The organism is Microlunatus panaciterrae, assembly GCF_016907535.1.
Lineage (GTDB): Bacteria > Actinomycetota > Actinomycetes > Propionibacteriales > Propionibacteriaceae > Microlunatus > Microlunatus panaciterrae.
The window spans coordinates 1204518-1224324 of the sequence record NZ_JAFBCF010000001.1 but is presented as its reverse complement, the minus strand read 5'-3'; the positions used below and the strand labels follow the sequence as shown (position 1 = coordinate 1224324).

The following is a 19807-nucleotide window of genomic DNA, read 5'->3' as shown; positions in this document are numbered from 1 at the left end:
TCCGTCAACGGTCAATGGGTTAATTCCGTTGTGGGCGTACGTTTTCAGCCCGGTCCTTCAGGCCTGGATGACCTCGACGCCGGTCTCGCGCAGCCGGGCGATCGCCTCAGGGTCGGCGTTGCTGTCGGTGAGGATGGTCGAGACCTCCTCCACGTTGCAGATCCGGCAGAACCCGACCGTGCCGATCTTGGAGGAGTCGACCACCACCACCGTCCGCTTCGCCTGGGTCACCATGACGCGGTTGATCGCCGCCTCCGACTCGTCGTAGGTGGTGATGCCCCCCTCGGCGTCGAGCCCGGTGGCGCCCAGGAAGCAGATGTCGGGGGACAGCCGCCCCAGCGTCTCGGCGGCGATGGAACCGACCAGCTCATAGCTCTGCGGGCGGGCCACGCCGCCGCAGACGACGATCTTGATGAACGGGCGCACGGTCAGCTCGGTGGCGATGTTGATGGCGTTGGTGACCACCGTGATGCCGTGCCGGAGCGCCTCGACGGTCGGGATGGCCCGGGCGATCTCCACCGTCGTGGTTCCGCCGTTCAGGGAGATCGTGCAGCCCGGCCACATCATCTGCACGGCCCGCTGCGCGATCCGAGTCTTGGCCTCGCCCCGGTTCGCGGACTTGTAGCGCAACGGCAGGTCGTAGGAGGTGGTGTTCGGCACCGCTCCGCCGTGGGTCCTGGTCAGCAGCTGCTGGTCGGCCAGGTGGTCCAGGTCGCGGCGAATGGTCGCGGCCGACACCCCGAACTGGTCCGCCGCCGGTTCGACATCGATCTTGCCCGCAGCAACCAGACGCTCCAACAACGCGGCCAGCCGTTCCGCCCGCGTCATTGTCAAGTGCTGCTCGCTCACGAGATGCATGATATGTTCATATCTGTTCGTTTGGGAAGAAAATCAACAGAATCGTCACTTGAGGAGAACGCATGACCTTCTTTGTCGAGGAGGAGATCCTCTCCCAGCCCGAGTGCTGGACCCGGGCCGTCCAGCTGGCCCCCTCGGTGGAGCCGCAACTGCCTCGGTCGGGTGAACGAGTGGCCTTCGTCGGCTGCGGCACCTCCTGGTTCGTGGCCCAGATCATCGCCTCCTGGCGCGAGAGCCTCGGGCTCGGCGAGTCGGACGCGTTCACCGCCACCGAGTTCCCCACCGGGCGCCGTTACGACCGGGTTGTCGCCCTCACCCGTTCCGGGACGACGACAGAGGTGGTCGACCTGCTGGGCTCGCTGCAGGGCCGAGTGCCGACCATGGTGGTGACCGGCGACCTCGACACACCGGTGGTCGGGCTGGCCGACCAGGTCGTCGACCTCAGCTTCGCCGATGAGCAGTCGGTGGTGCAGACCCGCTTCGCGACCTCGACCCTGGCCCTGTTCCGGGCCGCCTTCGGCTTCGACCTGGCGCCGGTGATCGCCGCCGCCGAGGAGGTGCTCACCGTCCCGCTCAACCAGGACCTGGTGCGGGCCGAGCAGATGACCTTCCTCGGCCGCGGCTGGACCATCGGCGTGGCGCATGAGGCCGCACTCAAGCTGCGCGAGACCTCCTCCAGCTGGGCCGAGTCCTACCCGGCGATGGACTACCGGCACGGGCCGATCAGCATCGCCGCTCCGGGCCGGGTGGTCTGGATGTTCGGCACCGCTCCCCAGGGCCTGGCCGAGGACGTCGCCGCCACCGGCGCCACCTTCGTCGAGTCTGGGCGGGACGCCCTGGCCGAGCTGGTCCTGCTGCAGCGGGTCGCGGTCGCGCGGGCCATCGACCTCGGCCTCAACCCCGACCAGCCGCGAAGCCTGACCCGCTCCGTCGTGCTGTCCGACTGAGCCGATCACCCAGACTCCGGGAGCAGGGCTGATGAGTGAGTTCGTCGTCGCCGTCGACCTCGGCGGCACGCTGACGAAGCTGGCGCTGGCCGACGCCGACGGCACCGTCCGCGGCCAGACCAGGGTCCCCACCTATCACGACGGCGGGCCCGCCGAGATCGTCACCTGGCTGGCCGGGCAGGTCACCGCCTTCGCCGCCACGGCCGGCGCCGGCGGCAACTGTGTCGGGTTCGGCGTGGTGGTGCCAGGTATCATCGACATTGCCACAGGGACCGTACGGGCGGCCGCCAACATCGGCTGGTACGACGTTCCGCTGCGGCAGCTCCTCAGCGACCTCACCGGCCTGCCCGGTGCGGTCGCACACGACGTCCGCTGCGGCGGTCTGGCGGAATGGCGGCTGGGCAGCGGCGTCGGCGCCCACAACCTGCTGTTCCTGCCGCTCGGCACCGGCATCGCCGGGGCGATGATCGTCGACGGGCAGATGCTGGACGCCGACGGGTACGCCGGTGAGCTGGGCCACATCCAGGTGCCGGCCGCCGGGGATGCGAAATGCCCGTGCGGAGGGGTCGGATGCCTGGAGACCGTCGCCTCGGCTGCCGGGGTCGCGCGCAGCTATCACCGGATCACGGGTGCCGCACCGTCGGTCGAGGCCCGGGAGATCGCCGACCGGGCCAGAGCCGGCGAGGTGGCGGCCCGGCAGGCCTTCGCCATCGCCTCCGAGGCGCTGGTGGAGGCCCTGACCATCTATGTGACGTTGCTGGCGCCGGAGGTGATCGTCATCGGTGGCGGCCTGTCCGGCGCGGCGGACATCATCTTCCCGCAGCTCACGGCCGGGCTGACCGACCGGCTGCACTTCCAGCGGACGCCGAGAATCGAGGTCGCCAGCCTCGGGGCCGACGCGGGCGTCATCGGCGCCGGGCTGATCGGTTGGGACCGGGTGCACAGTGCGGCAGGAGGCAGTCATGAGTGAGCAGCGGTTCCGGGTCGAGCATCTGCTGACCGAAGCCGGCGATGTCGGGGGCGGCACCGTCACCGTGGCCGACGGTCGGATCGTCGACCTCTCGGAGGGTGCTCCGGACGCCGAGGCACTGGACGGCTGGCTGGTGCCGGGCTTCGTCGACACACACGTCCACGGTGGTGGTGGCGCCGACTTCGCCACCACCGACCCCGCCGAGGCGCTCCGGGCGCTGGACTATCATCGCCGCCACGGCACGACCACCAGCTTCGCTTCCCTGGTGACGGTGGACATCGACACGCTCTGCGACCAGATCGAGACGCTGGTGCCGCTGGTGCGGCAGGGCGAGATCGCCGGCATCCATCTCGAGGGGCCGTTCCTGTCGTCGGCCAAGTGCGGCGCGCACGATCCCAGCCTGCTCCGGCTGCCGCAGCCGCACCTGCTGGACCGGGTGCTGACGTCGGGCCAGGGTCACATTGCCATGGTCACCATCGCCCCCGAGCTGCCGGGCGCACTGGCCGCCATCGAACGGCTCAGCCACAGCGGAGTGGTGGCCGCGCTCGGCCACACCGACGGCGACGAGCAGGCGATCGCCGCAGGCATCGCGGCCGGCGGCACGGTGGCCACCCACCTGTTCAACGCCATGCGGTCGATCCACCACCGCACCCCGGGCCCCGTACCCCGGCTGCTGACCGACCCGCTGACGATCGTCGAGCTGATCTGCGACGGCACCCATCTGCATTCGGACGTGATCGCGATGGCCATTGCCGCGGCCGGACCGGACCGGGTCGCGCTGATCACCGACGCCATGGTGGCTGCCGGGATGGCCGACGGCCACTACCGGCTCGGCGCGCTGAACGTCCAGGTCGAGGACGGGGTGGCGCGGCTGGTGGGCGCCGACGGGCAGCCCGGGTCGATCGCCGGCTCGACGCTGACGATGGCCGGCGCGTTCGCCTTCCTCGTGACCCAGGTCGGGATCTCCATTCCCGACGCCGCACGGATGGCAGCCAAGACCCCGGCGCGGGCCCACGGGCTCGCTGAGGTCGGCCAAATCAGCGTCGGCAACCGGGCGGACTTCTGCCTGGTCGACGATCACGGTTCGCTGCTCCGGGTGATGCGCCGAGGCGTTTGGCTGGACCGTTCCGACGACACCCCAACCGTCACCTCCTGAAGGGAACTGCGTGGCACTCGTACGACTGACCGACCTGCTCGCGCCGGCACAGGCCGGCCATCATGGAGTCGGCGCGTTCAACGTGATCAGCATCGAGCACGCCGAGGCGCTGGTCGCCGGTGCCGAGCAGGCGGCCGCGCCCGTCGTCCTGCAGATCTCCGAGAATGCCGTCAAGTACCACGGCGCGTTGGCGCCGATCGGCGCCGCCACGTTGGCGATCGCCAGGGCGTCGTCGGTCGACGTGGTGGTCCATCTTGACCATGCGACTAAAGTCGAGCTGGTGTTTGAGGCGGTCCGGGTCGGCTTCTCGTCGGTGATGTACGACGGCTCCATCCTCGACTATGACCGAAACGTCAGCACGACCGCGGAGGTGGTGCGGCACTGTCACGCGGCCGGTGTCGACGTGGAGGCCGAGCTCGGCGAGGTCGGTGGCAAGGATGGTGTGCACGCCCCAGGCGCCCGCACCCGACCGGACGAGGCGCTGGCCTTCGTCCAGGAGACCGGCATCGACGCCCTGGCTGTCGCAGTCGGGTCCTCCCACGCAATGACCGAGCGCAGCGCCAAGCTGGACCTCGACCTCATCGCCGAGCTGCGCGCGGCCGTACCGGTGCCGCTGGTGCTGCACGGGTCGTCCGGTGTCCCGGACGAGGAGATCGTCCGGGCCGTCCGAGCCGGGATGACCAAGATCAACATCGCGACCCACCTGAACAAGGTGTTCACCGACACCGTCCGGGCCCGGCTCGACGCCGATCCGAAGCTGGTCGACACCCGGAAATACCTCGGTCCTGCCCGAGACGCCGTGGCCGACGAGGTGGCCCGGCTGCTGCGGTTGCTGACCGCCTGAGCGGTCGCCCAAGGGCTGCTGCCCGGCACCTGACGAGGCCGTGGCTGGCGGCCGATGATCTAGTCTTACCCTCGGGGCACCGGCCTGCGCCACGCCTGCAGGATCTGGGTAACCAAGGGAGAATGACAACGTGAGCGACCTGATCGACACCACCGAGATGTATCTCCGCACCATCTTCGAGCTCGAGGAGGAGGGCATCGTCCCGCTCCGGGCCAGGATCGCGGAGCGGCTGCATCAGAGTGGTCCGACGGTGTCGCAGACGGTCGCACGGATGGAGCGCGACGGCCTCGTCAGCGTCCAGGGCGACCGGCATCTGGAGCTCACCGACGAGGGTCGTGGGCGGGCGACCCGGGTGATGCGCAAGCACCGGCTGGCCGAACGGCTGTTGATCGATGTCATCGGGCTGGAGTGGGAGCTGGTGCACGAGGAGGCCTGCCGCTGGGAGCACGTCATCTCCGAGGATGTGGAGCGGCGGCTGATCAAGCTTTTGAACTCACCGACGGAGTCCCCGTACGGCAACCCGATTCCCGGCTTGGAGGAGCTCGGCTCCAGCTCGCCGGAGGACCCGTTCCGGGCCGGCAACGACCAGCTGTTCGAGGTGATCACGTCCGCCGGCGGCAGCCAGCGGGTGGTGATCCAGCGGATGAGCGAGGAGATCCAGAAGGACGTCGAGATGATGGGGACGCTGCGCCAGGCCGGGATCCAGCCGGGTGCGGAGGTGACCGCGGAGCTCGGCGGGCTCGGGGTGCGGCTGTCCGCGGCCGGCTCACCCAGCTGTGAGATCGACCGGGAGGCGTCGACCCACCTGTTCGTCAGCCGGATCTGACCCCGGAGGAGAGATAGCGGTGGCTGACGAAGAGATCAACTGGAAGCAGTACCTGGCAGACTTCCACCGCCAACGCGCCGGCGTGGCGGAGGCGGTGCTGTCGCGGGCGCTGTCGGGTGACCACACTCCGTACCGCTGGCTGGCCAGAGCCGTCTCCCACGACGCCCAGACCGTTCTGGATCTGGCCTGTGGATCGGGGCCGGTCTCCCGCGAGTTGCAGGAGAACGGGCGGATGGTGGTCGGTCTCGACCTGTCGGAGCACGAGCTCGCCCTTGCCAAGGAACGTGGCCCCGGGCCCTGGGTGCGGGCCGATGCGCTGCGGTTGCCGTTCGCGGACCACAGCATGGATGCAGTGATCAGCTCGATGGGGCTGGTGGTGGTGACCCCACTGAGCGAGGTGTTGGCCGAGGTCGCCCGGGTGCTGCGCCCGGGCGGCGTGCTGGCGGCGATCGCGCCGGCGCTGCGGCCGCTGTCACCGAAGGATCTGCGGGTGCTGACCCGGCTCAACACCCGGCTGCGGACCAAACCCCAGTTTCCCGGCCCGGTCGAGCTGGCGGGTTTCGCTCGGACCCTTGAGCTGTACGGGCTGAAAAAGGTGGAGGACAACCGCGAGAAATATCGCTTCACGGTCACGTCACGGGCCGATGCCGAGCTGATGCTGTCGGCGCTATATCTGCCGCAGACGCGATGGTCGCGGGTGGAGGCGGCGATCGAGCACCTGGAGGATCGGGTGGCCAAGCGGGGTCCGGTCGAGATCAGCATCCCGATGCGTCGGCTGGTGGCCATCAAATAGCTGAGTGTGGCTGGGGTCGGTCGACGGCGGAATACCCCGGCCGGAGGGTTGGTTACAGTCACTGGTAGTCGATATGGCAGTCGGCTGCGACTCCCACATCAATGCGCCCCGAACAGGAGAACGCTCTATGGCAACCCTCGAAATCAGCACCGAGAACTTCGAAAAGACGATCGCCGACAATGACATCGTGCTGGTCGACTTCTGGGCCGACTGGTGCCAGCCGTGCAAGCGCTTCGGCCCGATCTTCGAGAAGGAGTCCGAGGAGCACTCGGAGATCGTCTTCGCCAAGCTGGACACCGACCAGAACCAGGAGCTGTCGGCCGCCCTCGGCATCGAGGGCATCCCGACGCTGATGGCCTTCCGTGAGGGTGTCCTGGTCTTCAACCAGGCCGGCGCCCTCCCCGGACCGGCGCTCAAGGAGGTCGTGGACGCCGTCAAGGGCCTCGATATGGAGGCCGTGCACGCCGAGGTCGCCAAGCTCCAGGCCCAGCAGGACGGCGAGCAGCCCCAAGCCTGACTCACCTGACACCCCGGAGGAATCACCTCGGGGGTGTCTGCTGTCCAGGTAACCCGTGCCCTGAGCCTCACCCCGCGCCCTGAGCCTGTCGAAGGGCGTGCCCCGAGCCTCACCCCGTGCCCTGAGCCTGTCGAAGGGCGTGCTACTGCTCCTTGAGCATCCCGCGTACAAAGGCCGCCTGCCCGACGTGCTCCAGATCGTCGTCGAGCACGCTGACCAGGCGTACGCCCAGGGTCACCGGCGGGTCCCAGTTGGTGTCGACGACGCGGTCGAGGTCATGGTCGTTGAGGGTGCGCAGAAAGGCGATCGTCTGGTCGTACACCGCGTCGAAGTACCCGGTGAGCAGCGCGCCCGACTCGACCTGGACCGACGCCACCTCCGCCGGACTCTGGCCGTAGCCGGTGGCCGAGGGGTCGAACGGGAGGTCGAAACGCTCGAACCAGCCGTCGGCGGTCCACACCTGCTCCAACTCGGCCACGTCGGCGATGTGATCGTCCTGAACCCGGGTGAGGTGCCAGATCAGCCAGGCGATGCTGTTGGAGTGCGGCGTCGGACGATGGGCCAGTTCCTCCGGATGCACCCCCTTCACGGCTGCGTGCACCTGCTCGCGGATCCTGCCGTACGCATCGAGCAACAGCTCAGTGGCGTTCATCGTTCCGTCCCCTCCGTCGGTTTCACTTCAGACCCTACCCAGGTTGGCCGGGTTCGACGCTGGGTCAACCCGACCGATACCCTGTCTACCGGTCACGGCCCCCATAGCTCAGGGGATAGAGCAAAGGTTTCCTAAACCTTGTGTCGCAGGTTCGAATCCTGCTGGGGGCGCATATTGCATCGAAGTAATTTCCGTGCCCTGAGCCTGTCGAAGGGCGCGCATGCTTCTCATCGTGCTCGGGACCGCCGAGGCATTAAGAGCCGGGGGCAGTGGCGACTCGGTCGAAGGCATGGTCAAGATCGTCCTCGATCTGGGAAGCGTAGACGTTGAGGGTCATCGCCGCCTCGTGGTTGCCGAGCATCCGCTGCACCCCTTTGACCGATGCTCCCGACGCAATGGTCAACGAGGCCGCGGTGTGCCGAAGATCGTGTGGAGCCAGCCCGGACAGACCGGCATGCGCAGTAGCCCGACCCGCCAGTTCGGCAGCCGGATCGGCTCGCCATCGGGGCTCGTGAACATCAGATCGTCGGGGCCCTTCCCCGACGTTAGGGCGATTACTAGCTCTACCACTGGGAGAGGCGAATGAGGCCATTGATCTGCGCCCGTGGGGCTAGAAGACTTGCCGACCTTGATCGCGACTGTGCCGTAGGGCGAGAGGCGGGACGTTCCGCCGCGCCGCTTCGGTCGCATCGGGGTGGTCAAGCACTGGCGTGACTTCCGAGCGACCTTGGCACCGCTGCGAGGCTCGGCTGAGCTGGCTTCGCTCGACGAGGCGCTCGCGCCGGCCCTTAGCGCGGCCGTCTAGTAGCTGCCCTGGCGATCAGCTCGCTGATGGCCAACACCGATGCGGCACCAACTATCTCACCTGACCCCATCATCGATGACGCTTCGTCCAGGCTGATCCGCCGGATCTCGACACCTTCGTTGATGTCGATCTCACTTCCCGTGGGTTCGCAGTCGTAGGCGGCGTACACGTGATTTGCCGAATCGGCGCTTCCGACCATTGGCTGGAACGTGAGGAGGTGCTCAGCGCGGGCCCGACGCCACCCCGTCTCTTGAAGGACTGGACCGGCTCGCCGAAGGTCGGGGCTCCTCTAGCTCTCGAACGGCTGCCGCTTCCAGGTCCTCGCCCTCATCGACGTACCCGCCGGGTAACTCCCACACCCATTGTTCGACGATAAACCGGTGTCGTCGCACCATGAGTATTGAGCCGGCCGCGTTAACCGCAGCGACCACAACGGCCTCAGGAAGCACGATCACGTACTGGTCGAAACTCGAGCCATCCGGCAAGTCCACGGATACGCGCTTAAGGGTTCCGCGCCCGAACGCGCCAAGATCCTGTTCATCGTGGATGCGCCACGAGCGCGCTTCTTGGTGGCTCACAGCACGAGCATGCGAGGCGCCCGACCTCACCAAGCCACCCGGCGAGCCAACCAAATGACACCTGCACAACGTGTCATCCGGCAACTGATGTGCCACGTTCCTCGGCCGCCTGATGTGCGACACCTGGGCTAGGAAACTGGTGGGACCCTCGGAACCGGTCGGCCTGGGCGTCACGGAGAGTCTCAGCCAGAGGTCGTCGGGTAGTGCAGCATTGCAGCTCAGTGTCATTGCCGTCGGCGGCGTCGTGGTGTCGGCGCGCTTGCTCTTGGCCCTCGGCGGATCGAATCAAAGGCTGACGCCCCCGCGGGGGATGACCAAGCCACGGACCTCGAATTCGTCGATCTGCTGGCTGCCCGCGGACGCTGGGCCCTCGGCGCCAGCCAGCTCGGCGATGAGGGGTTCGACCAGCTCGCGGTTGTAGCGGTCGTAGTGGTCACGGGACTCCCACACCTCCACGACTTCGAAGCCGTCTTCGGCGGCGCGGCCGATGTGCAGAAGCAGACCGTCCACGTCGGTCCCTACCCGCGCCAGCATCTCGGCGTGCACCGCGTCGTACATCTCGATCGGGAAGGGGACGTGAGTAGTGATGCCGTAGGCCATGTCGAACTCCTAACTGAGAGTAACTGCAGTGGTGGCGAAAGGTGGCGTCTGCGGGTCTGGGGTTAGGTCCTGTCGACTGGCTGGCGCCGGGTGGCGGTGATGCGGCCTGTGAGTTCTGGTAGGGCGTCGCCGGTGAGTTCAGGTAGTCCGGCTGGGCGGCCGGCGAGGACGAGCAGGAGGTTGCGGATGGGGCCTCGCACTTCAGGGCCAGCGCCGGCGGACCAGTCAGTGTCGGTGGCTCTGAAGGAGAGGCCGCGAAACCGCCGCTGCGTGGACCAGGGCCACCGCAGCCGCCAGAGGTTTTCTGCCGCCGCCAAGCCGGCATCCTCGGAGAACCGCAGAGTCTTGTTCAGGGGGATGGCGATGTCCTGACCGTGGACCAAGACGTCGAACACGATGTTGTGGTAGTTGGTCACCGCAGGCAGGTCTCGGGATCCGGCGTTGTGCTGTAGTTCGGTCGTGATCGCGCTGGTCGGCCGTTGGGCGTGCCGCACCGCCAGATCGTGGTTCAGGCGGTCGAAGTTCCCACGAGCCCGCACTGCCTCGCGGATCATCGCCACTACGGGGGGTGCGGAGGTTCCCAGGGCCAGGTGCGCGGCGACGTCCCGCACCCGCCAGCCCGTGCACAACGACGCTTGCTCCCACTCCTCCGGTGTGAGGAGCTTGAGCAGATCGGCGATGGCCAGCCGGTGCTCCTGGATCAGCTGCCAGCTCTCGTCAGGCCCCATCGTGACACTCCCCGACACATGCTCTGCAAAACCGGTACACTTTCATGACCAATGTTGTCAGGATTCCTGACTAGATGTCAAGGGGTAGTCGTGTCGGAGGCGAGTAGCAGCGAGAGTCTCAACCTTGGTGTCCTACTCTTCATCCCTTACCGGGCGTTGGAGAATCGGGTGTTCGAGACGCTGGCTAAGGCCGGGTTCGAGGACATCACGGTCGCGCGAGGCCGCATCTTCCAACGGATCAGGCCCGAAGGATCCCGGCTCACCGACCTCGCCGAACAGGCCCAGGTCAGCAAGCAGGCTGCCAGCGGCCTAGTCGAGGAGCTCGAGCGCGCCGGGTATGTCACGCGCGTTCCCGATCCGAGTGACGCACGGGCCCGGCTCATCTGTGTCGCCCCTCGAGGTGCCGCCGCGGTCGAGGCTGCGGCCGCCACCGTCGCAGAGGTGGAAGCCGAATGGGCGCGACACCTCGGCCCTCGGCGCATTCTCCAGCTACGCCGCATCCTCGAGGCCCTCCGCGAAGTCACCGACCCCTACCATTAGCCCACGCCAGAAACCGCACCTGCCGCACCTGCGCTGTCGACAGTCGGCTGGGGCCAGAATACGGAAGCGAGAAACGCGCCGGCCGATGTCGCACATCAGCTGGCGGACATCACTGTCGCACATCACCCGACGGAGCACAGACACCTGAATAACGTGGCCGTGAAAACTTTCCTTACTCGTTCAAGCGGCTCGCTGCGCTCGCCGCGCTGCGGTCCGTGCCCTCGCTCGCTAGCGCTCGCTGCGGGCCGGTCCTCGCACCTATGCGAACCGCCTTTGCCTTCTCAATCTCAGTTGTGGCCACTGCACGGTCCAAGGCCCGAGCAGCACAAACACTGGGTTGGCGCGGGCTGTCTACTCGCCACTTCACAGATCTCCACCTTCCTCTCGCATACCCTCGGCCGGGCCAGTCGAGGCTCATCGCATCGTTGCTGATCGAGTCGATGTGCCCCCCGACGGGCGACAGGAACAGGGGTTACGGCCATCTCAGATGCCCAACCTTGAGGACCGAAAATTGGGTCTTGTGGCGAAACATCGATTAGGTATTGAATGTGGCCAAGTCGGTTCCAACACACACTTCGGGGGGTTAAATCATGAAGCTCACTGCGCGATCAGCACTCGTGGTCGTCGGCGCACTCGTGGCTGCAGCGGCCGGTACGGTCCCTGCCACGGCGGCGCCGTCCTACGACCTCAACCCGGCCGGCAACGGCCAGAGCGTCCAGCCGTTCACCTGCGACGGACTCGGCGACTTGATGATCAGGACGAACAACAATCACAGCAGCGATTCTGGCGGCTGGAGTTCGGCCAAGATCGTTTCCGGCGGGACCGGCACCCTCATCCCGGTGTCGTTCACTTTCTCGGCATACGACGTCACCAAGGGCGCCCAGCTGTTCTCCTTCACCCAGCCCAAGGGAGACGGTAACGCCAACCACCAGCAGACGACCTACCACTGCTACCAAACGATGACCGGCACACTGGCTGATCTGCTGGAACCTGGTGACGAGGTCCCGCCGGGCGCCGACCTCAGCGACACTGTGACGGCGACGTTCTCCGCCGAAGCGGTTCACGTCGGCTGATCGGCAGCCCATCGGCGGTGATGCCCGCCACCGATGATCAGTAGCTGAACGAGGCTGGACCGGATCCAGTCCCACATCGGTACCGTGCCGGCCAGCTCCACACCTTCTCGAGGAGCTGGTCGGCGTCGGGAACTCGACATTGAGGCACATCGGGCAGCTGAAGCAGCCGTAAGACCGGCGTCCTGACCGCTGGCCCCTCATACCTAGATCGCGTCCATTGGCCGCCGCCCCAACTTCCGGTTGGCGAACGATCGGACGCCATGCCGCTCGACGAAGTCCGTGATCAGAGCCGACTCGACAGCCTCGGGATCCGCCCCTGGAGTTGGCTTCCACGCCACGAGCAGTCCGTCGCGGTCACCAAGCTGCCAGATGTACCGGCCACCCCAGTGGCCGATCGGCTCGCCAGCGCCATAGCGGCGGTACTCGTCGAGGCGCTTGCGCAGTCCTCGGCGACCCTTCCGTCCACCGGAGGCTTTTCCGATGTAGAGCGTGAGGCACCAGACACCCATGCGCCCCCCGTAGGCGTATGGGGAACAATCCCGAAACCCCACGAGGCTCAAATCCTCCCGCGTCCACTCCATGACGAGTGCTGCACTCCACGCTCGGTCCCAGCACAAGGGGCGTTCCGCGAAGAGGCCGAAGGTCCCTGCCATTTGGGACTTGAGAACGAGGCGGCACAGGACCGAACGTTCGATCATGGATAGAGGAGTGGCGCGGTTGTGGAGGTGAAGGACGATGACAAGCGTCGAGCGCGCGGCGGACTCGAAGGTGTCGATCGGAAACCGGTCGAGCAAGGGAAACAGCGCCGGGCACGGTGGCGTGAAGAGCGAGTTTTCTGGGCTGGTGCATCGAGTTCGACAGGCGAAGCTGTTGGACCACCGGCCACGAGCGTATGTCGTGAAGGGTGTGTTCATCATCGCCGGGATCGCCGCCACGGCGACGGCCGTGATGCTGCTCGACCACACGTGGTGGGCGGTTCTGTTGGCGCCCGCGGCCGCTGTGTTGTCCGCCCAGACGGCGTTCTTCGGTCACGATGCGGGCCACAAGCAGATCTCAGCGTCAGCGAAGGTGGACCGGCGCCTCGGACTCACGGCGGCCAACCTGCTGAACGGAGTCAGCTACGGCTGGTGGCAAGACAAGCATCTTCGCCATCACGCCCATCCGAATGAAGTGGGCCTGGATCCCGACGTGGGTGAGGGGATCATCGCCTGGACTCAAAGCCAGGCGTCCGAGAAGAAGGGCTGGGGGCGCTGGTTCGCCCGGCACCAGGCCCAACTATTCATTCCCGTGTTGACGCTGGAGGGATGGCAGCTCTCGGTGGCGGGCATTCGCGCGCTCGGCCAGCGTCCGAGGAAGACCCGGCTGCTGGAGGGTGGACTGCTGCTGGTGCATTTCGGGGTCTACTTCGCATTCCTGCTGGTCTTTCTGACTCCTGCCCAAGCCGTGGTGTTTGCTTTCCTGCATCAGGCACTGTTCGGACTCAATCTCGGAATCGCCTTCGCGCCCAACCACAAGGGCATGTTGATGCCGGCTGCTGGTGCACGTCTTGACCACCTGCACAAGCAGGTGCTGACGTCGCGCAATGTTGCCGGGGGCCCGCTGGTCGACTTCATGCTCGGCGGCTTGAACTACCAGATCGAGCACCATCTGTTCCCGAGCATGCCGCGCCCGCTGCTCAAGAAGGCACAACCTGTGGTTCGCCAGTATTGCCACGAACTGAACATCCCGTACCGCGAATCCGGGTTCATGGAGTCAATGCGCGAGATCCATGGCTATCTGCGGGAAGTTGGCGCGTGACGTACGGCTCGTCGTTCGCGCACATGTTCAAGCAGGACATCGACGTCAGCTCGGTTAGCATGGTGCCATCGACCCGATCTCGCCTGCCGAACTGTCCCCGGTGCCGGTGCCGGCCAGACCCGTACCGCTGCCCTTCGCGTTGACCTGGACCGACGTCGCCAGCTGTCTGCCGGGGTTCACCAGCGGGGGTTCGGCCTGGCTCACCTACACCAAGCAGGGGCTGCACCAGGGCGGACCAGGAAATGCCCTGCTGACGCTGCGCTACCGAGACGCCCACGATCACCCGCAGCAGCGGACTCTGTTTGTCAAAGAGATCCGGGATCCCCACCTCCGTGAGGCAGCGCGCTACCCCTACCTCGCCGACCGCGGCGTCCCGGTCGCTCGGCTACTCGCCACGGTCGACCACGCAGACGCCGAGGTGATCATGCTGGAGTTCCTGCCGACGATCGGCATCGGGCGTGACGAGGCCGACGACATGCTCACCCTGGCGGCGATGCTCAACGCCCTCACCGATATCCCCCAGGAACTGTTCATCACCCAACCGGGAATGCCGCAGGACGAGTTCGACACCCTGGTGGCGGAGGCGCTGGCGCGGCTCACCGACTCGTATCCGGCCGTCCAACCCACTGGTTGGTTGGACGCCTACCGGCGAGCGGTCGAGAGCTACCACGGCCTACCGCGTGCCCTGACCCACGGCGAGTTCGCTCCTCAGCAGCTGGGTCGCACTCACGGTGGACAGCTCGTGCTCTTCGACCTGGCAACTGCGGCGGAGCGGCCACGCTTTGCTGATGTCGCGAACGTCCTCCGCCCCCTCTCCGGCTATACCGGTCGCAGTGAACCTGACCTGTTCGCGACCTACCTGCACCTGCTCGAGATCTCGGGCGGGAAGAAGCTCGACGTCCCCAGCGCCTGGCCGGAGCTGCTCCTCACCCGTCTCGTCGTGATGTTCGAGTCGCTGCCCTGGTTGACCTCTGACGACGAGCACGAACCCTCCGCCAGAGGGGTCGTCCACACGATCGCCGATGACCTTGCCACCCTGAATATCGACGTCCATGCTCGCTGAAGCAAGGGCACAGGACTAGGTAGCGGCGACCATGCCGGCGGTGATGGGGGAGGGCCTGAAGCCTCTGACGACCAAGTAGACGCCCAGCGAGAACTCCCACAGTGCGATCGGGATCGCCAGTAGCCCCGATGGCGCGGACACCCGTTCCCACAGACCGAACATCACCGCGAGGTCGGAGGCGAGGAGCAGGGCCGCACCGACGAATGCGAGTAGGGGAAGAACCCGAGGCACCAGGCGCGCCCGGTACAGCAGGGAACCGAGCAGTAGGGCGTTCATCACCGGCATGAGGCTCTGTCCGAGGAGGAACGCCCAGTTGTAGCCGGCGACCAGCGCCTGGCCGGTGACCAGCGCATTCGCTCCCGCACCGGCCTGTCGCAGAGACACGATCGAGAGCAGGCTCACCACGCCGACAAGGATGGCGGCCGCCTCCAAGGTCCGGGAGCCGACGAAGCCGAGCGCGATCCCCTCGTTCTGCCTCTTGACGACCGGGTAGAGCGCGACGGCCGTGCCGATGCCGGCGAGGGCCACGATCATCTCCAGGACGCCGCCAATGATCACCGGTGTGTCGGGGCCCGGGCCGGTGATGTACTTCGCGTCATTCAGCACATCGCCGTACAGCGCGAGGGTGGGGATCGAGACGAAGGTGAGCAGGTACAGCGCCCCCGCGACGAGTGACGTCTTCCTCAAGGAGCTCATCGGGACGCGTTTCGTTGTCGTGGGGTGAAGGGCGGTTTCCATGGTGTTACTCCTTCTGCGGTAGGGCGCCGATATGGTGCCGCGGGTGATGGGTAGGTCGCTGATCACTCAGATGCCCGCACCCGGCGTCCGGGGCGGTTAAGAGAGCGGGTGGCCGGTCCGAACGGCGGCCACGACGTCGCGAACCGCTTGGCTGGCTGCGGCGGAGTCGGCTTCGTCGTCGATGAGCGAGTCGTGGGTAGCCTTCGCGTGCCGGTGGAGGTTGTTGGTCGACAGGGTTGCCAGATGGTCCTGCTTCGCCTGCCATTGAGGGTCGGTGCTTTCTTCGTCTGCGGTGACGACGATGAGCGGCTTGCCGTTGAGGTCGGTCAGGGAGGACGCCTGACGCATGGCGAGATCCGCGTAGGCAAAGAACTCCTCGAAGAAGCTGTTGAGGTGGGCGTTGGTCGAGGAGTTGGCCCGCGCCTCGTCCCGGGATCGTGGCGGGAGGGTGGCGTACGAACCCTGCGCTACCAGGCGCCCCACTCCGATGTGGGCAAGGGAGGAGATCAAAGCGGAGCCGCGACCGATGCCGTCGTAGGACTTCGGGTCAGGTGGCACGGCCGGACCCGGTTTGGGCGCGGTGGAGTCGAGCAGCACCAGGCCGGCGACCTGGTCCGGGAACTGCGCAGCGAAATTGAGGACATACAGGCCGCCGAAGGAGTGACCGGCCAGCACGTACGGCCCGGGCACGTGGGCACGATCCAGCAGGGTGTGCAGGTCGGCGGCAATGTGGACTCCGTCCTGTGAGCCGTTGGTGGCGTCGCTCCAGCCGCGACCTGCACGGTCGTAGACGCAGACCCTGGTGTCGCGGGCCACGGCCGGCGCGATCCAACCGAGATCCGACGATGACGCGCCGCCACCCGGCTCCAGCACGACGGTGGGGCTGCCTGAGCCGGTGCAGTGCAGATGCAGCCGGTGGCCGCCCACGTCGATCAGCTGGCCGGGCATCGGATAGGCCCTGGCGTCGAGTGCCTCGTGCACCGTCTCGTAGCCGCCGCCCACGGAGGATATTGCCAGCACAGCCAGTACGGGATACACCATCCAGCGGGCGCTGCGGCTGATCAACTGCCGTCGGGCACGCACAAACATCCAGACAACGAGCGCCAACAGGACGGGCGGCCACACCCATCCGAGCAGGTTGTGGACGGCGGCGGAACCGCTCAGCGAGGCCAGACCGACCACGGTCATAAACACGGCCGGCGCAGCCGCCCATCGTTGCGGCTGGTCGCTGAGACGCACGGACAGGATGGCCAGCAGTGCCCAGCCAAGCGCGAAGCCCAACAGCACGCCGGCGACAATGTGCTCCGTCGGGATGAGGGGGACGGCGACCAGGACAACGGCCGCCAGAAGTCCAGCGGCCATCGACAGTGCGACGATCAGCCCGATCCGCCTCTTCGCGGCCAACTGCAGGCGACCGGGTTGTTGCAGGTCGCCGTGGGGAGTTGTCGTGACCATAATGGCCCGCCTTCCGTTGGATTGGCCTCACCCTCAGACCGTGATGACGATCTTTCCGCGGGCTTCGCCGCTGTGCAGACGCCGGATGGCGTCGGCCGCCTCGCTCAGGGGGTAGGTCCGATCGACCACCGGCGTGATCTTGCCGTCCTCGATCAGGTCGTTCAGCGTCTGCAGGTCCTCCGCCTTCGTGGCCGAGACGACCATCCGAAGGCGCTGTCTGACGAACGGCGAGAGGGCGACGGCGCGGAGCGACCGGAGCAGGGCGCCGCCGACCAGCCGGCCGCCGCCCTCGCCGCCGACGAGGACGAGGGTGCCGCGTGGGGTCAGGCAGCGCCGGAGCTGCGACAGCGTCCGGTTGCCACCCATGTCGAGGACCAGGTCGAAGCGCTGCTCGATCGCGCTGATATCTGTCTCGGCGTAGTCGATCACGTGATCAGCGCCGACGGAGCGGACCAACTCGATCTTGGAGCGGCTGCAGACCCCGGTCACCTCTGCACCGAACGCCTGGGCGATCTGCACCGCGAACAGTCCCACACCGCCCGACGCCCCGATGATCAAGACCCGCTGCCCGGCTGAGATCTCTCCAATGCGTAGCGCCTGCAACGCGGTGCAGGCCGAGGTGGGGACGGCGGCGGTCTGCTCGAAGGTCAGGATTGCCGGCTTGCGGGCGAGAGTCTCGACCCGTGCGGTGGCGTACTCCGCGAAAGCACCGTCGCAGCTGCCATACACCTCGTCACCCACCCGGAAGGCGGTCACGTTGGCACCCACGGCTGCGACGGTGCCGGCGGCATCCATGCCGCGCACCCGTGCTTTCGGTGATCGGAACCCGAAGCCCATGACGCGCATCAGGTACGGCTGGCCGGTCATCACATGCCAGTCGCCGATATGGGCGCTAGCCGCCCGGACCCGGATCAGCACATGGTCGGCGCCGGCCTCTGGCGCAGGGATGTGGACCAGTTGGAGAGCATCGGCGTCACCGTAGGCATCCTGGACGATCGCCCGCATCACTGTGGTGGTCGGCGAGGAATCCGCTGGGGTGGTCGGCGCAGACAAGTGCTGGGGATCGTCCATGATCGTTTCCTCCGAGGGTCACCGATGCGACCACTCTGCAGCACTGACTACGGGAAAGTACCATACGCTGTACGAAAGCACCGTAGGGAGCGAAGGCCTGTGCGAGGGAATGAGAGTGCGGAGCGAGGACGCGTCGGACTCAGCCGTCAACGGGTGCTGGAAGGTGCTGTCACCATCGCTGACGCCGATGGCATCGGCGCGCTGACCATCCGCTCACTCGCCCAGCACCTCGGTGTGAAGCCGATGTCCCTCTACTACTACGTCGCCAACAAGAGCGAGATTCTCGACGCGATGGTCGATATCGTCTTCAGCGCGATCGACGTTCCGGCCGGCGACGGCGGCGACTGGCGATCCGAGATCCGCCTCCGCGCCACCTCCGCACGGGACGTCCTGAGTCGTCACTCCTGGGCGATCGGGCTGCTGGACTCCCGCACCTCGCCCGGACCCGACACGATGCGCCACCACGATGCGATGCTTGGCACGCTGCGCGCAGCCGGCTTCACCATCGAGACGGCCGCCCACGCCTACGTTCTGATCAACAGTTACGTGTACGGCTTCGCCCTCCAAGAGGCCGCTCTGCCCTTCGACGGACCCGACGCGGGCACTGTGGCGGTGCCGATGATCCAGCAGCGCCCCGACGGGGAGCACCCCCACCTGAGGGAGCTGGCGACCCGGCACATTCCCCAACCCGGCAACGACCTCGGCGATGAATTCGACTTCGGGCTGAACCTGATCCTCGACGCCCTCAGCAGGTTGATTCCGGGGTAGGGCAGCCGTACGGCTACTCTTCCTGGGTGGTCTCCGCCGATGCCTTACTGACGCCGAACGTGATGCGCACCATCGAGGCTGCGGTGACGAAGCATCTGGGCTCCGGCTGGCGCTGCGAGGATTCCGTCGATCTCGCGGATCGGTCCTCTCATCCGGCCGCCCTGCTGCACGGAGGCGCCCTCTCGGTCTTCGCGAAGCTGATCGACGGGGCCGGAGCCATCGACCAGGCCACCGCGGAGCTGTCCGGGCTGGCCCTGATCCGGAACCGCTCGGGAGCGGCGACCCCGGTGCCCGTCGGCGACGGCTTCGTCCAGCTCGGTGAGCGGGCCGTGGTTCTGTTCGAGGCGCTGGCCGAACATCCTCCCGAGCAGAGGACCGCGAGGGACTGGGAGGCCATCGGCCGGACATTGGCCAACCTCCACCAGGTGCGCGGGGACGTGTACGGCCTCGACCAGGACGGCTATTTCGGGCCGCTCCATCAGGACAACCGCCCGGTGGCCGCCAACAGCTGGGCCGACTTCTACGCCGACCGCCGGCTGCTGCCCTGGCTTGCGACTGCGGTCGATGCGGGACACGTGCCGCCCGACCTCGCCGGTCGGGTGGAACAGATCGCCGGTCGTCTGGACGAACTGGTGGGGCCAGATCTTGGGCCGCGGTTGCTGCACGGCGACGCGCAGCATCACAACTTCATCAGCACGGCCGACGGGGCCGTGGTGATCGACGCCTCTCCCTACTACGGCCACCCGGAGCTCGACCTGGCGCTGGTCGACTACTTCACTCCGGTGCCGGGGGCGTTGTTCGCCGCCTACACGGAGATCAGCCCGATCGATGCCGGCTTTGAGGACAGGCGTGAGCTGTGGCGACTGTTCGCCTACCTCGGCGTTCTCACCTGTGATGGCGCCAGCCCATTCGGTCGTGCCTTCGTACGCCGGCTGGAAGCTGCGGTCGCGCTCTACACGTAGCCACCCTCCCTGCCGAAGCCTTGGAGGCGGGTCCGTCCTGTCGACATTGATTGGCCATACTGGGCA

General features: G+C 67.0%; 23 protein-coding genes and 1 tRNA gene. 14 read left to right on the top strand and 10 right to left on the bottom strand.

The window, feature by feature from the left end; translation table 11 throughout:
* Positions 1–57: 57 nt before the first annotated feature.
* Positions 58–849: a DeoR/GlpR family DNA-binding transcription regulator gene (locus tag JOE57_RS05520; protein ID WP_338041175.1), complete on the bottom strand. Its 792-nt coding sequence runs from the start codon at positions 847–849 to the stop codon at positions 58–60.
* Positions 850–920: 71 nt separating this feature from the next.
* Between JOE57_RS05520 and JOE57_RS05515 the strand changes: the two genes are divergently transcribed.
* From JOE57_RS05515 to trxA, 7 genes are all read left to right on the top strand, one after another.
* Positions 921–1805 carry an SIS domain-containing protein gene (locus JOE57_RS05515; protein ID WP_204916760.1) on the top strand — a complete coding sequence of 295 codons (885 nt, stop codon included), beginning with the start codon at positions 921–923 and terminating at the stop codon, positions 1803–1805.
* A 31-nt stretch (positions 1806–1836) separates the two neighbouring features.
* The gene (locus JOE57_RS05510; protein ID WP_204916759.1) at positions 1837–2775 is read left to right on the top strand and encodes an ROK family protein; all 939 of its coding nucleotides are present in this window, start codon (positions 1837–1839) and stop codon (positions 2773–2775) included.
* Positions 2768–3931, top strand: coding sequence for an N-acetylglucosamine-6-phosphate deacetylase (locus tag JOE57_RS05505; RefSeq protein WP_204916758.1), 1164 nt, complete (start codon positions 2768–2770; stop codon positions 3929–3931). The genes JOE57_RS05510 and JOE57_RS05505 overlap by 8 nt, the downstream gene beginning before the upstream one ends.
* A 10-nt stretch (positions 3932–3941) precedes the next feature.
* Positions 3942–4775, top strand: a complete 834-nt coding sequence (locus tag JOE57_RS05500) for a ketose-bisphosphate aldolase (protein ID WP_204916757.1) — start codon at positions 3942–3944, stop codon at positions 4773–4775.
* Positions 4776–4905: 130 nt separating this feature from the next.
* Positions 4906–5601, top strand: coding sequence for an iron-dependent transcriptional repressor DtxR (locus JOE57_RS05495; protein WP_204916756.1), 696 nt, complete (start codon positions 4906–4908; stop codon positions 5599–5601).
* Between the two features lie 19 nt (positions 5602–5620).
* Complete coding sequence (locus JOE57_RS05490) at positions 5621–6394, top strand: methyltransferase domain-containing protein (protein WP_204916755.1); 774 nt, start codon at positions 5621–5623, stop codon at positions 6392–6394.
* Between the two features lie 127 nt (positions 6395–6521).
* Positions 6522–6911 carry a thioredoxin gene (trxA, locus tag JOE57_RS05485; protein ID WP_204916754.1) on the top strand — a complete coding sequence of 130 codons (390 nt, stop codon included), beginning with the start codon at positions 6522–6524 and terminating at the stop codon, positions 6909–6911.
* A gap of 142 nt (positions 6912–7053) precedes the next feature.
* On the opposite strand, the gene JOE57_RS05480 is transcribed toward trxA, so the two are convergent.
* Positions 7054–7563: a mycothiol transferase gene (locus JOE57_RS05480; RefSeq protein WP_204916753.1), complete on the bottom strand. Its 510-nt coding sequence runs from the start codon at positions 7561–7563 to the stop codon at positions 7054–7056.
* 97 nt (positions 7564–7660) lie between these two features.
* On the opposite strand from JOE57_RS05480, the gene JOE57_RS05475 reads away from it, so the two are divergent.
* Positions 7661–7733, top strand: a tRNA-Arg gene (locus JOE57_RS05475).
* Positions 7734–7816: 83 nt separating this feature from the next.
* Here JOE57_RS05475 and JOE57_RS18925 read toward each other — a convergent pair.
* The 4 genes from JOE57_RS18925 to JOE57_RS05455 form a co-directional block, all read right to left on the bottom strand.
* Entirely contained in the window at positions 7817–8155 is a 339-nt protein-coding gene (locus JOE57_RS18925) for a tyrosine-type recombinase/integrase (RefSeq protein ID WP_204916752.1), read from the bottom strand.
* 434 nt (positions 8156–8589) lie between these two features.
* Complete coding sequence (locus JOE57_RS19130; protein WP_204916751.1) at positions 8590–8946, bottom strand: NUDIX domain-containing protein; 357 nt, start codon at positions 8944–8946, stop codon at positions 8590–8592.
* Between the two features lie 285 nt (positions 8947–9231).
* Complete coding sequence (locus tag JOE57_RS05460; protein WP_204916750.1) at positions 9232–9546, bottom strand: hypothetical protein; 315 nt, start codon at positions 9544–9546, stop codon at positions 9232–9234.
* A 62-nt stretch (positions 9547–9608) separates the two neighbouring features.
* Positions 9609–10274, bottom strand: coding sequence for a maleylpyruvate isomerase family mycothiol-dependent enzyme (locus JOE57_RS05455; protein ID WP_204916749.1), 666 nt, complete (start codon positions 10272–10274; stop codon positions 9609–9611).
* A gap of 90 nt (positions 10275–10364) precedes the next feature.
* Between JOE57_RS05455 and JOE57_RS05450 the strand changes: the two genes are divergently transcribed.
* Positions 10365–10814, top strand: coding sequence for a MarR family winged helix-turn-helix transcriptional regulator (locus JOE57_RS05450; RefSeq protein ID WP_338041174.1), 450 nt, complete (start codon positions 10365–10367; stop codon positions 10812–10814).
* 590 nt (positions 10815–11404) lie between these two features.
* The gene (locus JOE57_RS05445; RefSeq protein ID WP_204916747.1) at positions 11405–11887 is read left to right on the top strand and encodes a hypothetical protein; all 483 of its coding nucleotides are present in this window, start codon (positions 11405–11407) and stop codon (positions 11885–11887) included.
* 203 nt (positions 11888–12090) lie between these two features.
* Here the strand turns inward: JOE57_RS05445 and JOE57_RS05440 are convergent, their stop codons facing one another.
* On the bottom strand, positions 12091–12396 hold the full coding sequence (locus tag JOE57_RS05440; protein ID WP_239578851.1) for a hypothetical protein: 306 nt from the start codon (positions 12394–12396) through the stop codon (positions 12091–12093).
* 226 nt (positions 12397–12622) lie between these two features.
* Between JOE57_RS05440 and JOE57_RS05435 the strand changes: the two genes are divergently transcribed.
* Positions 12623–13684, top strand: coding sequence for a fatty acid desaturase family protein (locus JOE57_RS05435; RefSeq protein ID WP_204916746.1), 1062 nt, complete (start codon positions 12623–12625; stop codon positions 13682–13684).
* Between the two features lie 100 nt (positions 13685–13784).
* Positions 13785–14747, top strand: a complete 963-nt coding sequence (locus JOE57_RS05430) for a phosphotransferase (RefSeq protein ID WP_204916745.1) — start codon at positions 13785–13787, stop codon at positions 14745–14747.
* Between the two features lie 15 nt (positions 14748–14762).
* Here the strand turns inward: JOE57_RS05430 and JOE57_RS05425 are convergent, their stop codons facing one another.
* The 3 genes from JOE57_RS05425 to JOE57_RS05415 form a co-directional block, all read right to left on the bottom strand.
* Entirely contained in the window at positions 14763–15443 is a 681-nt protein-coding gene (locus JOE57_RS05425) for a DUF4386 domain-containing protein (protein WP_239578850.1), read from the bottom strand.
* A gap of 138 nt (positions 15444–15581) precedes the next feature.
* Positions 15582–16940 carry an alpha/beta fold hydrolase gene (locus JOE57_RS05420; protein WP_204916743.1) on the bottom strand — a complete coding sequence of 453 codons (1359 nt, stop codon included), beginning with the start codon at positions 16938–16940 and terminating at the stop codon, positions 15582–15584.
* A gap of 33 nt (positions 16941–16973) precedes the next feature.
* Positions 16974–18011 (bottom strand): NAD(P)-dependent alcohol dehydrogenase, encoded by a 1038-nt coding sequence (locus tag JOE57_RS05415; RefSeq protein WP_239578849.1) that lies wholly within the window; start codon positions 18009–18011, stop codon positions 16974–16976.
* A gap of 153 nt (positions 18012–18164) precedes the next feature.
* Between JOE57_RS05415 and JOE57_RS05410 the strand changes: the two genes are divergently transcribed.
* Together JOE57_RS05410 and JOE57_RS05405 are read left to right on the top strand one after the other, a co-directional pair.
* Entirely contained in the window at positions 18165–18779 is a 615-nt protein-coding gene (locus tag JOE57_RS05410) for a TetR/AcrR family transcriptional regulator (RefSeq protein WP_338041172.1), read from the top strand.
* 26 nt (positions 18780–18805) lie between these two features.
* A complete protein-coding gene (locus JOE57_RS05405; protein ID WP_204916741.1) occupies positions 18806–19741 on the top strand; it encodes a fructosamine kinase family protein in 936 nt (311 codons plus the stop codon).
* Positions 19742–19807: the final 66 nt, after the last annotated feature.